11 protein-coding genes are annotated in these 13101 nt (G+C 70.9%); 6 read left to right on the forward strand and 5 right to left on the reverse strand.

Going from position 1 to position 13101, the window contains the following annotated elements:
- Positions 1–256: 256 nt before the first annotated feature.
- Positions 257–1240, forward strand: a complete 984-nt coding sequence (locus O1Q96_RS18995) for an aldo/keto reductase (protein WP_269249327.1) — start codon at positions 257–259, stop codon at positions 1238–1240.
- A 140-nt stretch (positions 1241–1380) separates the two neighbouring features.
- Here O1Q96_RS18995 and O1Q96_RS19000 read toward each other — a convergent pair whose 3' ends face one another.
- Positions 1381–2127 (reverse strand): MBL fold metallo-hydrolase, encoded by a 747-nt coding sequence (locus O1Q96_RS19000; RefSeq protein ID WP_269249328.1) that lies wholly within the window; start codon positions 2125–2127, stop codon positions 1381–1383.
- 60 nt (positions 2128–2187) lie between these two features.
- On the reverse strand, positions 2188–2463 hold the full coding sequence (locus tag O1Q96_RS19005) for a YkvA family protein (RefSeq protein WP_269249329.1): 276 nt from the start codon (positions 2461–2463) through the stop codon (positions 2188–2190).
- Positions 2464–2630: 167 nt separating this feature from the next.
- Here O1Q96_RS19005 and O1Q96_RS19010 point away from each other — a divergent pair, with 167 nt between their 5' ends.
- Positions 2631–3848, forward strand: coding sequence for an FAD-dependent monooxygenase (locus tag O1Q96_RS19010; RefSeq protein WP_269253643.1), 1218 nt, complete (start codon positions 2631–2633; stop codon positions 3846–3848).
- Positions 3849–3926: 78 nt separating this feature from the next.
- Complete coding sequence (locus O1Q96_RS19015; protein ID WP_269249330.1) at positions 3927–7118, forward strand: amidohydrolase family protein; 3192 nt, start codon at positions 3927–3929, stop codon at positions 7116–7118.
- A 76-nt stretch (positions 7119–7194) separates the two neighbouring features.
- On the opposite strand, the gene melC2 is transcribed toward O1Q96_RS19015, so the two are convergent.
- Positions 7195–8019, reverse strand: a complete 825-nt coding sequence (gene melC2 / locus O1Q96_RS19020) for a tyrosinase MelC2 (protein ID WP_269249331.1) — start codon at positions 8017–8019, stop codon at positions 7195–7197.
- Between the two features lie 27 nt (positions 8020–8046).
- Positions 8047–8403: an apotyrosinase chaperone MelC1 gene (melC1, locus tag O1Q96_RS19025; protein WP_269249332.1), complete on the reverse strand. Its 357-nt coding sequence runs from the start codon at positions 8401–8403 to the stop codon at positions 8047–8049.
- 1032 nt (positions 8404–9435) lie between these two features.
- Here melC1 and chvE point away from each other — a divergent pair.
- Positions 9436–10533 (forward strand): multiple monosaccharide ABC transporter substrate-binding protein, encoded by a 1098-nt coding sequence (gene chvE, locus O1Q96_RS19030; protein ID WP_269249333.1) that lies wholly within the window; start codon positions 9436–9438, stop codon positions 10531–10533.
- Between the two features lie 87 nt (positions 10534–10620).
- Here the strand turns inward: chvE and O1Q96_RS19035 are convergent, their stop codons facing one another.
- On the reverse strand, positions 10621–11286 hold the full coding sequence (locus O1Q96_RS19035) for a Tat pathway signal sequence domain protein (RefSeq protein ID WP_269249334.1): 666 nt from the start codon (positions 11284–11286) through the stop codon (positions 10621–10623).
- 714 nt (positions 11287–12000) lie between these two features.
- Here O1Q96_RS19035 and O1Q96_RS19040 point away from each other — a divergent pair.
- Positions 12001–12693 (forward strand): DUF6230 family protein, encoded by a 693-nt coding sequence (locus tag O1Q96_RS19040; protein ID WP_269249335.1) that lies wholly within the window; start codon positions 12001–12003, stop codon positions 12691–12693.
- Positions 12693–13088: a DUF6114 domain-containing protein gene (locus tag O1Q96_RS19045; RefSeq protein WP_269249336.1), complete on the forward strand. Its 396-nt coding sequence runs from the start codon at positions 12693–12695 to the stop codon at positions 13086–13088. The genes O1Q96_RS19040 and O1Q96_RS19045 overlap by 1 nt, the downstream gene beginning before the upstream one ends.
- The last annotated feature ends 13 nt before the right edge of the window (positions 13089–13101 follow it).

A 13101-nucleotide genomic window follows, 5' to 3' on the forward strand; every position in this document is an offset into this window, starting at 1 on the left:
ATGTGTCGTTCTCCCCGTAGTCGTCCGCCGAGCGGATTCACGTCGAGCCGCGCCGCGGTCACGGCGTCGGCACCATCTCTACGCGCCGGACGGGCCGGCAGGTTGCACCGGCAGGGATGAATTTCCGGTCGCCTGCGTGACGCCCGGGCCGGCGGCCCGGCATCCGCGCTCTGACCGCGCCACGCCGTCGCCTGAACGGACCCGTCGAACGGGGGCGGCGTCCGGCACGACGCCGCCCGGGTGCCAGACTGACCCCATGGACGAGCGCGTATTCAGCAGGTCAGGCCAGCGGGCATCGGTAGTGGGACTCGGCACGTGGCAGCTCGGTGCCGACTGGGGCGACGTGGACGACAAGGACGCCCTGGCGGTCCTGGAGGCGGCCGCCGAGTCGGGGGTGACGTTCTTCGACACGGCCGACGTGTACGGCGACGGGCGCAGCGAGGAGACCATCGCCACGTTCCTGCGGGGCAGGCCGGACCTGCACGTGCTGGTCGCCACGAAGATGGGCCGCCGTGTCGACCAGATCCCGGCGAACTACGTCCTCGACAACTTCCGTGCCTGGAACGACCGTTCGCGTCGCAATCTCGGCGTCGACCGCGTCGACCTGGTGCAGCTGCACTGCCCGCCGACCCCGGTGTACTCGTCGGACGAGGTGTTCGACGCCCTCGACACCCTCGTCGCGGAGGAGCGCATCGCCGCGTACGGCGTGAGCGTCGAGACCTGCGACGAGGCGCTGACCGCCATCGCCCGGCCGGGCGTGGCCAGTGTCCAGATCATCCTCAACCCGTTCCGCATGAAGCCCCTCCAGCGGGTCCTGCCCGCGGCGCGTGAAGCCGGCGTGGGCATCATCGCCCGCGTGCCCCTCGCCTCCGGCCTGCTCTCGGGCAAGTACACGAAGGACACGGTCTTCGCGGAGAACGACCACCGCACGTTCAACCGTCACGGCGAGGCCTTCGACCAGGGTGAGACCTTCTCCGGTGTCGACTACGCCAGCGGTGTCGAGGCGGCGGCCGAGTTCTCCGCGCTCGCCCCGGAGGGCGTCACCCCGGCGCAGCTGGCGCTGGCCTGGATCGTCCAGCAGCCGGGCGTGACCTCGGTGATCCCCGGCGCCCGCTCGCCCGAGCAGGCCCGCGCCAACGCGGCGGCCGGGAAGCTGCCGCCGCTGTCGGCTCAGACCCTGTCGGCGATCTCCGACCTGTACGAGCGGCGGATCAAGGAGCAGGTGGAGGGCCGCTGGTGACTCCGGTCCGCGGGTGGTCCTGGGCCGACGAGTCACGGATCACCCGCGGACCGGTGGCCACCGCCCCGCCCTCGGCCGAGCGCCGAGAGGCAGGCCGCGCGAACGGGCCCGGGCCACCCGGAACGGCACCCCGCCCCGCGTCAGACCGCCCGCTCCCGCGCCCGCTGCGCCGCCTCGCGTACGGAACCGCGGTGCACGGGGCCGTGCCCCGGCAGCAGGACGTCACCCGGCAGTGCCTCGAAGGTGTCCAGCGAGGCCAGCGCACCGCCCCGGTCGCGGTGGAACATGACGGGGAGCAGCTGCGGTCCCGGCACACGTGAGGTGGGATGGCCGCTGACCAGCCCGTCGCCCGATATCACCACGCCCGCCTCCGGCAGATGGAAGGCGCAGTGCCCCGCCGTGTGGCCGGGCGTGTGCACGGGGACGGGGCGGCCGGGCAGGTCGAGCGGTCCCTCCCCGGGGAACGGCCGGGGGTCGGCGACCGGAATGTGGGCGGTGCCGCCGGACCGCAGCGCGTGCACGGCCCACGGCACCACACCGGGCCGCCACGCGTTCCGCAGGACCTGCCCGATGGACACCTGGTGGAGGAAGTCCCGACGCGCGTGCGGGACTTCGGCCTCGTGGGTGTGGACCGGTGTGCCATACGTACGGCTGAAGTACTCGGCCGAACCGAGATGGTCGTTGTGGGCGTGGGTCACGAGGACGGCCGTGACCGCCTCGGGCGAACTGCCCACGGCGGCAAGGGACGCGAGGACCTTGTCGCGGTCACCGGGGTAGCCGGTGTCCACGAGGGTGACGGCGTCCCCCTCGGCGAGGATCACCCAGTTGGTGCTGCTGCCGTGCACGAGGTGGATGCCGTCGGCGACTTGACGGATGTCTGCCTGCATGATCGTCCCGATCTGGAGGTCCCTGCCTGACGGACACACCCAAGCAGACCCCCGGGGGCCTCAGCGCAGGGGATCGGACGAAGCGCGCATCGACTTCAGCGCCAGCAGCAGTACGGCGATGTCGTCGAAGTAGGCCGGGTCGGGCAACAGGTCCGTCGGCAGCACGACATAGGCGACCGCTCCCCAGAAGACCCAGCGGGGCCCGGTCGGCAGTCCGGCGCGGCGGAGATCGCGCCGGGTGCGGACCAGCCTCACCGTGAGCACGACCGCCGCCGCGAGGGCCGCCGCCAGTACGGCCGCGACGACGAGAACCAGAATCCACGTGTTGCTGTCCATCAGCCCCTCCTCCGGCTCGTCCGGTGCTGCTGTTCGGATGCCCAGGTTCGCCCCGTCATCACCGCCCGGCCGGACCGACACGCGGCGCGGTGCGTCGGAACGCCACCCGCCGCGCACCTACTCTGTGCATTCGATCGGCCACCTTGAGTGAAAAGTGGGATGTGCGCGTGAAGATCGCCTGTGTCGGCGGCGGGCCCGCCGGCTTGTACTTCTCGATCCTGATGAAGCGTCAGGACCCGGCCCATGAGATCACCGTCCACGAACGGAACCCGGCCGGATCGACGTACGGATGGGGGGTGACGTACTGGGCGAGCCTGCTCGACAAACTGGAAGCGGGCGACCCCGAGTCGGCTCGCGCCGTGAAGGAGAGCTCGGTCCGCTGGAGCGACGGTGTCGCGCACGTCGGCGACCGTACGACCAGGCATCACGGCGACGAGGGTTTCGGCATCGGCCGCGGCCGACTGCTGGACATCCTTGCCGAACGGGCCCGCTCGCTGGGCGTGCGCGTCGAGTTCGAGGACGAGATCGCCGACGGGGCCGAACTGCCCGAAGCCGACCTGGTCGTCGCCTGTGACGGCGTCCGCAGCGGAGTGCGCGAACGGCACGCCGCCCACTTCGGCACCGAGGTCGCACTCGGCCGGAACACGTACATCTGGCTGGGCACCACGAAGGTCTTCGACGCGTTCACCTTCGCCTTCGTGGAGACACCGCACGGCTGGATCTGGTGCTACGCCTACGGGTTCGGCGAGGACCGGAGCACCTGCGTCGTCGAGTGCTCGCCCGGGACATGGACGGGCCTCGGCCTCGACCGGGCCGACGAGGCGGAAGGGCTCGCCCTCCTCGAAGAACTGTTCGCCGAGCTGTTGGACGGCCATCGGCTGATCGGCCGCGCCAGTGCCGGCGGCAGCGCGCAGTGGCTGAACTTCCGCACCCTCACCAACCGCACCTGGTCCCACGGCAATGTCGTCCTGCTCGGCGACGCCGCCCACACGACGCACTACTCCATCGGAGCGGGCACCACGCTCGCCCTGGAGGACGCCATCGCCCTGGCCGACGCCCTGAGCAAGCGTGCCGGTTCCGCACCGGCGGAACTCGCCCCGGCCCTCGCCGCCTACGAGGAGGAACGCAGGTCCGCGCTGCTGCCCGTGCAGAGCGCGGCCCGCCACAGCGCCCAGTGGTACGAGAACCTGCCGCGCTACATCGCCCTCCCTCCGGCGCAGATGTTCGCGCTCCTCGGCCAACGGCACTCACCGCTGCTGCCGTACGTGCCGCCGCAGCTCTACTACCGGATCGACCGGGCGGCAGGCAGGCTCGAATCCCTGCGCAGACTCAAGCGCTGGCTGGGCCCGAAGGTGGCACGGACCCTGCACGCGAAGAGGGGCTGACGCCACGTCAACGGGACGCCCCCTGGCGGAAACGGCGGTGTTGCCCATGGGCCGGCAGATGCGCGAGCGTGCTGGGTCATGGACCGAGACCGGGGCGACGCCGCCCTCTCCCTCACCCGCCGCCGGCTCCTCGCGGCCGCGGGCGCCACAGGTGCCGTCACCGCCATGGGTGGCACGTCCGCCGCCGCGTCGCCGCCCGCCGGACTCTCCCTGACCTTCACCGAAGCGACCAACGGGTCGGCGACCCTCGCGCCCGGCGGCGACCGGTTGATCGCCGAGATCCAGAACGTGCTCTGGTCTCTCCCGCGTGCCGGAGGCAGCGCCGTCCCCCTCACGCCCGCGGACCTCGAACCGAACCGGCCCGTGTACGCGCCGGACGGCGGGCTCGTCGCCTTCTGCGCCTACCGGGGCGGCGGGTTCCACATCTGGACGATGCGGCCCGACGGCTCGGAGCTGCGCCGGCGCACCGACGGACCCTTCGACGACCGCGGCCCGGCCTGGTCGCCCGACGGTACCCGCATCGCCTTCGCCTCCGAGCGCGGCGGCGACCCGGTGACCGGCAGCCCGTACCGGGTCCACGTACTGGACCTGCGCACCGGCGACATCCGCCGGGTGACCGGCCTGCCCGGTCAGGCGGGACCGCTGCAGGACGGGACCTGGGAGGACTTCGACCCCACCTGGTCGCCGGACGGCACGCGGATCCTGTTCGTCCGCGCGAAGGGCGTCACGACGGCCAACGGCGCCGGACTCGACGCCCGGACCGTGGCCGCCGTCCCCGCCGACGGCGCGGGCCCGGTCGCCGTCGAGCACACCGACACCACGGGCGCGCAGGTCCTGACCCCCGCCCTCGCCCCGGACGGCCGCCGTCTGGCGTATCTGCGGACCACCGCGGCGCCCCTCGGCTCCTGCACGCTCGTCGTCGACGGCGAACCCGTCGCGGTCGCCGGGGACATCGCACCGGTACCGCCCCGCTGGACGGCGCCCGACCGGCTTCTGCTGACCGTGGACGGCGCCTTCACCCTCGTACGACCGCAGACCCCGGCGGAGACGGACGTGATCCCCTTCGAGGGTGTACTGCCCGTGGACCGGCCGCGCTACCGGGTCAAGGAGTACGACCTGGGGGAGGGGCGAGCCCGACCCGTACGGGGCATCCACCTGCCCGCGCTCTCACCCGACGGCCGGCACATCGCCTTCGCCGCCCTCAACTCGCTGTGGCTGGCCGACAGTTCCGGTGGCAGGGCGCCACGGAGGCTGCGCCGGGCGGCGGCCACGGAGTACCTGCTCGGGCCCTCGTGGTCACGCGACGGACGTGCCCTGCTGTACGCGGACGACCGGGACGGACTGCTCGGGGTGTACCGGCGTGATCCGGCCACCGGCAAGGAGACCGCGCTCGCGACCGGTGGCCGGGTCCATCCCGCGCTCTCACCCGACGGGACGCGGCTCGCCTGCCTGGACCTGACCGGGCGGCTCGTCGTCCGTGACCTCGACAGCGGCGCGGAGCGGGTGCTCGCGACCCCGCTCGGCGCGGGAGGGCTGCCCGGGCGGCCCAGCTGGTCGCCCGACGGCCGGTATCTCGCGTTCTGCGACCGCAACCGGCTCAACCTCCGCTTCCGGGAGGGCTACAACCTCGTCCGGGTCGTCGACACCACGACCGGGACGGCCCGCCTGCACGCGGTGGCCCCTCATGTCTCGCTCGCCGACCGGTACGACTCGGGGCCCGTCTGGTCCCCCGACGGCCGCTGGATGGCGGTGATCGTCGAATCCGCGCTCTGTCTGCTGCCCGTCGCACCCGACGGGACGCCGCGCGGAGCCCTGCGCACCCTCGCCACCGAACCGGCCGACCATCCCTCCTGGTCCGGCGACTCGAAGACCCTGCTCTACCTCTCCGGCGCCCGGCTGCGCCTGATCGGCGTCGGTGGCGGCCCGGCCCGTACAGTCCGGGTGCCGCTCGACCAGCGCCGGCCCGTACCGGCCGACACCGTGGTGCACGCCGGCCGGCTCTGGGACGGCACGGGCGAGTCCGTCCGGGACGACGTCGACATCGTCGTACGCCGCGGACGCGTCACCGCCGTCGAACCCCACCGCCGACGCGGCGCATTGACGAGAATCGACGCGTCCGAGCGGACCGTCGTGCCCGGGCTGTGGGACACGCACACCCATCCGTGGCAGGTCACCTACGGCGGGCGGCAGACCGTCGGTCAGCTCACCTACGGCATTACGACCGCCGTGTCCCTCGGCGGCTTCGCCTACGAACAGGCCCGCATCCGCGAGGCTGTGACGGCAGGTCAGCTCGCCGGGCCCCGGCTGCTGACCACCGGCGAACTCCTCGACGGCTCCCGGGTCGCCTACAGCATGGGGCGCGCCCATCGGACGAGGGACGGGCTGCGGCGTTCGCTGGAGCGTGGCGCCGCGCTGGACTGGGACTTCGTCAAGACCTATGTACGGGCGCCCGGTTGGGTGATGAAGGAGGCGGCGAGCTTCGGGCACGAGCGGCTCGGCGTGCGCTCGGGCAGTCACCTGCTCTCGCCCGGCGTGCAGCTCGGCCAGGATCTGACGACCCATCTGCAGGCCACCCAGCGGGCCGAGTCCGGGCACGCGATCACCTCGTCGGGGCGCGCCCATCAGGATCTGCTGGAGATCTACACCGCGCGGGGCGTCGGCTTCGGGCTCATCGCCACCCCGTTCACCTCGGCGCCCCTCCTCGGGGCGGATCCGGCCCTCGCCGACGACCCCCGGGTCACCACCGTGATGCCGCCCTGGGACGCCGCTCTCGTCCGGCAGGGGGCGGGCGTGGCACCGACACAGGCCCAACTCGCCACCTTGCGCGCGGAGACCGACATCTACCGGCGGATCCTCGCCGAGGGCGGTCTCGTCGCCCTCGGCACCGACCAGCCGCTCCTGCCCGTCGGTCTCTCCCTGCATCTCGGTCTGCGCGCGCTGCACCGGGGCGGCCTCTCCCCGGCCGAGGCCCTGCGCACGGTGACCGTGCTGCCCGCCCGGCTCTTCGGGCTGGACGACGACCTCGGCACGGTCCGCCCGGGCAGGCTCGCCGACCTGACCGTGGTGGACGGCGACCCCTTCACCGACTTCGACACGCTCGTACGGACGGTCGCCGTGCTCCGGGGCGGGGTCCCGTACACGACCGCCGGCCTGGTGGCCGCGTACGATCCACCGTCCTCGCCCGCCACCCGGCGGGCGACGGACGAGGAGGACTGGCTGGAGGCGGGACGGCTGATGAGGCGGGACGGGTGCTGCGGCGTGGGCCACTGAGGAGCCACGGGCACAGACCCGCCACGGAATTGGCGGGGCCGCCCCCGACCGGGTCGCGGACGGCCCCGCCGACCGGTCAGGCGGTGTCGAACGTGTAGTGGGCCGTGTGGTCCAGCAGATCGGCGGGTGTGGTGTCGTTCCACGGCTTCATGGACTCGTCGCGGTCGATGACGTCCGGTGTGCCCGCGGCCGGAAGATAGCCGGAGTCCGGGTGTCTGCGCTGCCACTCGGCCCACAGCTTGTCGATGTAGGCGTGGTGCAGCCAGAAGACCGGGTCGTTGGGGGAGACGCCCGTGGCCATCTGCCCGCCCACCCACACATGGACCCTGTTGTGCAGGTTGACTCCGCGCCAGCCCTCGAGGTGGTTGCGGAAGCCGTCGGACGCGCTGTTCCACGGCGCCATGTCATAGGTGGACATGGCGAGCACCGACTCGACCTCGGCGCCGGTCGGCAGAGGCCGCCCGTTGCCGCCGAGCGAGCGGCGCAGATACGTGCGGGCGTCGACCCGCACGGATATGGGCCAGTCTCCGGCGGCCGCGGCGAACGGCCCCTCCATCACCCGTCCGTCGACTGCGCGTCCCGTGCCGCCGAGGAAGTCCGGCGCCCACAGGGCGGAGCGGGCCGTCCGGTCGGTGGTCCAGTCCCAGTACGGCAGCGCCACGGAGGCGTCGACGGCCTGCAGGGCCCGTTCGAACTCGAGGAGGAATCGGCGGTGCCAGGGCAGGAACGAGGGTGAACGGTGGCCCACCCGTTCGGAGGTGTCGGTGTCGCTGAGGATGAACGCGTTGTGGGTCGTGACGAAGGCGTCGTACCGGCCGGCCCGCTTGAGTTCGAGAAACGCGGCGACCAGCCGGCGCTTCTCGTCCGCGGTCAGGTCCGCCTGGTTCTTGCGTACGGTCATGAGAAATGAACTCCAGTGCCGGGAAGGTCAGTTGAACGGGACGAGCGGGGCTCCCTGGAGCTCCACCACTGCGGCGCGGGCCGCCGCGCGCGGGCTTGCCACCGGGTCGTAGTGGCTCACGACGCTGATCCAGGTGCCGTCGGCGTTGCGCATCAGGTGCAGCTCGACGCCGTCGACGAACACCGTGTAGCCGGCCCCGTGGTGGTGATGGCCGCCCGTCGGCCGGCCCGTTATCCGACGGCCCCTGTAGACCTCGTCGAAGGCGGTGGGCCCGTCGTGGCGGTCCGCTGCGGATTCACGCGACGGGGCGGCGGCCAGGGTGCCGGCGGTGACGGCCAGTCCGGCCGCGCCCTGCAGGGCACGGCGGCGGGTGGGATTCGGCATACGGAGACGTCCTCGTACTCGGTCCGGGCGGCACAAGCGGTCGCATATGCCGCCGGGAATGGATCGATTGGCGATTCGTATGCCTATCGATCCTTTGGGGGAGCAGGGAAGCCGTGACTGCTTGGTTGGCTACGATCAGGACAATTCCCCACATGTCATACAGGATTGAACAAGGGTGATCTTGCTGCGTGGAGGCCTCCGAAGGGCCTGGGGGCGCAACTTCGCGCCCCAGGGGGGTCCGTGGTGACGATCTTGCGGGTTCCCGGACATGTCCGTGGTGTCGCTCACGTCCGGAAACTGACGTGAATTCCCACCACCGGTCGGCCTTCCCCCGCTGTGGCGCACGGCCTCGCGAGCGTTCGAACGAACCGTGGGACCCGCCCCCGGTTCCGACGTGGATTCACTCTTGGGCCGACGCCCGGTCTCGCGGCGGCGCCCGCCATCGCCTCCGCGCGATCGGGCAACCAGCGCTTCGGGAAGGGCAGTTGGAACCGGATCATCCGCAAACGCACCGAGAGTCGTCACGCCTCGTCGAGGCCGATCGTGCGCTGCCGCAACTAATGTGATGAAAGAGGGCCACAGCGGCCCTACGTCGGGATACGCTGCCCGGCGCACCCCACGTTCGAGTCCGCGCACGTGGGGGCCGGTCATCCCGGCCTGCTCGTGTGCGGGTTCAGCGGAGCCCCAACGCGAGAGACATACCGTCCGGTCTGACGCACCACCCTCACCGTGACCCGGTGAGCCCAGCCGATCCCGGAAGGCTTCACGCAGCCGGGCTCCGGTCAACCTCGGCGCCCCGCCTCCGGTCCGTACGCGCAGTACGGCCCTTCGGGTACGGCGCCCCGAACCCCCGTCAGGGCAGCCTCGGCTCGACCTCGGCACCGAACAGAACGCACCAGGGACTCCGCCAGGATCCGTGTGCCGCGGGCGGCTCCATCGCGACCTGCCGGTCCGGCCGGGATCGGGCGACGCCCTCCCGGTGCGCAGCCGGCCGCCGAGTTCCACCGACTGCCTGTCATCCAGTGAGGAACGATGAGCATGCGCGCCCGCACCACCGTAGCTGCGGCCATTTCGACGGTCCTGGCCATCTCCCTCACCGCTTGCGGTGAGGACTCCGACACCGGCAGCGGCGGCGAGGCAGCGTCCGTCGGCATCGCCATGCCCACCAAGACGTCACAGCGGTGGATCAACGACGGTCAGAACATGGTCGACGAGCTCAAGGGGTTCGGCTACACCACCACCCTCAAGTACGCCGACAACGACCCGAAGAACCAGGTCGCGCAGGTTCAGGCCATGATCGACAGCGGCGTCGACGCCCTGGTCATCGCCTCGGTCAACGGCAAGGTGTTCGGCGACGTCCTGGAGAAGGCGGAATCCGCCGGCGTCCCGGTGATCGCCTACGACCGGCTGATACTCGGGACCCCGAACGTCGACTACTACGCGACCTTCGACAACGTGAAGGTCGGCACGCTGCAGGCCGACTTCATCACGGAGAGCCTCGGACTCGTCAACGGCAGCGGGAAGGGCCCGTTCACCGTCGAGCTCTTCGCCGGTTCTCCCGACGACAACAACACGCGCTACTTCTACGAGGCCTCGATGGAGGTCCTGGAGCCGTACATCCAGAACGGCGACCTGATCGTCAGATCCGGGGAGACCGAGCTCGACGAGATCACCACCCTGCGCTGGGACGGCCCCACGGCGGAGAAGCGCATGAACAAGCTCCTCGACTCGGAGTACACCGACCAGGACGTCGACGCGATCCTCTCCCCGTACGACGGCATGTCGATCGGCATCATCAAGGCGCTGAAGGAGCACGGCTACGGCACGCCGGGGAAGCCGCTGCCCATCATCACGGGTCAGGACGCCGAGGTGCCCTCGATCAAGTCGATCATGGAGGGTGACCAGTCCCAGACCGTCTACAAGGACACCCGCGAGCTGGCCCTGGTGACCGCGTACATGGTCAACTCGATGGTCCACAACAAGAAGCCGGCGCTCAACGACAGGAAGACGTACAACAACGGGAAGAAGGTCGTTCCCGCGTACCTCCTGGAGCCGGTGAGCGTCGACAAGGCCAACTACGAGCAGGTGCTCGTCGACTCGGGTTACCTCAAGAAGAGCGACCTGAAGTGAACTGAGCCGGTGCACACGTGCGGGGCGGGGAGAGAAGTCTCCCCGCCCCGCACGCGTTCGGGCGGGCGCTGTCGGTCCGGGCCGCCGTCAGTTGACGAAGACCGTCGGGCTGCCCTCCTGCGTCGTGTCGGTGACCGGGGCGTACTTGGCGGTGAAGAAGCCGTTGCTGAAGCACAGCGACGAGCCGGAGAACTTCGTGAACTGCTGGTTCGTGAACGCGATGCTGTTGTCGACGTTGCTCGACGTGCCCGACAGGCTGGGCGCCCGGTAGACACAGTTGATGCTGCCGAGCAGCGTCCGCAGCACGACGGTCGTCTGGATGGACGAGCCGGCGGCCGGGGTGATGGTGACAGCGCCCTCAGAGGTCACGGCCGTGGTGTAGGGCAGGTTGTCGACCGTGATGCGGGTGACGCCGAGCACGCCGATGACGTTGCTGGTGCAACTGGCGCTGTCGAAGGTGTGACTGGTGACCGACTCGGTGGCCGTGCCCGGCGCGGCCGGGTTGTCGACGACCTCGGCGATGAAGGCGGACGACGAGCAGGAGAGGCCGCTCGTGCCGGTGGCGCTGGAGTAGAGCGTGGCGTTGGTGCCGGTGGCCAGGGAGGCGCTGAGGACGTCACCGGCGGCGACGGCCGTGCCGGCGGGGCCGCCGGTGGTCAGGACCGAGCCGTCGGCGGCCGAGGCCGGGCCGGCCGCGGAGAGGGCGAGGGCCGTGACCGCCGCGGCCAGGGCAAGGGAAGTCCGAGTACGCATGAGGGTGCCTCATTCTGGAGGTGGGGTGGGAGAGGGTGCCAACACCGGCCCGTCGCGCCTTCTCCGTACGCGACGGGCCGGCGGTGGCTGCCGGGTGGTTGGCCGGGGGCGTCGATGGACGGCCTCCGGCACGGGACCGGCGGTAGGGCGACCGGACGCGGTCCCGGAGGGGAAGCGACCGTGCCGGTGCCATGGAGGGGTGGATGCGGATCGCACGTGCGGTCGGCCTGCTGGTACTGGTCGGTCGACCGCCTGACCGGCCTGTCGGCCGTGTGGCGGGATGGAGCCCGGGAGTCGACGTGCGCCGCTGGACGGATCCGGCGCCACGGATCCGTGCGTAACCAGGGAGAGTTCTAGACCTGAGTGATGTTCAACGTCAAGATGCTGTAAGGAAGTTGACGTTGAATCAGGGAACGGGCTCGATGCTCGGCCGGTGCGTGCCGCGAGGGCTCCGGGCTGCGGGGGAGTGTCTTCCCGGAGCTACGGGAAGGGCTCTCCACGCCTTCGTCACATCTCCAACGTCCTTTTCGCACAAGGTGCTTGACCCTCGCCCCTTACCGCGGGTAACTTCCGTCGCGGCTACTGCTGCGTAACGTGAAAGCCCTTGCACCCGCCGGGAGGTGTGGGGAGGCGTGCGCGGCATTCGCTGTCCGCGCCAGGACAACGTGCCAGCTGAAGCCCTACCCGCGTTGACCATGCCCCTGGGAGCAGAAAATGGCCTCGTCCTCGGACGCCGTCTCGTCCGCCGGTTCCACCACTGAGCCTTCCGAAGTACCGGAAAGCGGTTCCATGTCAGAGACCCCTGGTAGCCCCGAGAGACGCGGGCGGGTCCGGCTGCGCAGAGCCGCGGTGATGGGCGTCCCCGCCACCGCGATCGCCGCCACACTCATGATCCTCACCGCCGAGGGGGCCCTGGGTGTGCAGTTCGCGATATCCGGCATGCCCTTCACCGTCACCGCGACGAACCTCGACGGCGAGGGCTTCGCGCAGTTCGGCTCCCTCGACCAGATGGCCGAGGGCAGCCCCAACGAGGGTGACACCGGCGGCCAGGTCCTGGTGGTCGTGTCCGCGATCAAGAAGGCGACCCTGACCAAGCTCTGCCAGAGCGTCGACCTCGGTGGCACGAACCTGCTCATCACTGCCGGCGCGGGCTCGCAGCCGGTGTCCGCGACCAACCTCACGACCGACTCCACCGAGCTGTCGGGCGACGCGGCCTTCGACAACATCGAGATCGGCAACGACGCCAGCACGCTCAACAAGTCCCACACGCGGGGCTCGGCGGGCGTCTTCAGCCAGCAGGCGGACACCGTCCACATCGCCAACCTGCGGCAGACCAACTACGCCACCACGGCAGCGGTGTTCAAGCTTCCCGGTCTGAAGCTGCGCTTCAGCGACAAGGGTTGCTGATGGTCGCCTTCCGGCGCTGGCGTGCGGCCCGCCCGTTCTGGGGCGGGCTGCTGCTCGCTCTGGGCGGGGCGGAGATCCTGCTCACGCAGAAGGCGTCGTTGAAGGTCGTCATGCACATCGGCATGCAGGGCCTGGCCGGATATCTCCTGCCGCTCCTGATGCTGATCTGCGGGCTGCTGATCCTCTTCAACCCCGCGCAGCGCCTCTTCTACTCGGTCCTGGGCGTCCTGTTCTCCCTGGGTACCTGGCTCACCTCGAACCTGGGCGGATTCTTCATCGGTCTCCTCCTCGGCGTCGTCGGCAGTTGTCTCGCCTTCGGCTGGCTGCCGAACCAGGAGCCGCGCCCCGCCCGTTCGTGGCGGCGCCGCAGCAGGGAGCCCGTGCGTCAGCCGTGACGTGTCGGGGGTG

It is taken from the genome of Streptomyces aurantiacus (genome assembly GCF_027107535.1).
Taxonomy (GTDB): Bacteria; Actinomycetota; Actinomycetes; order Streptomycetales; family Streptomycetaceae; genus Streptomyces.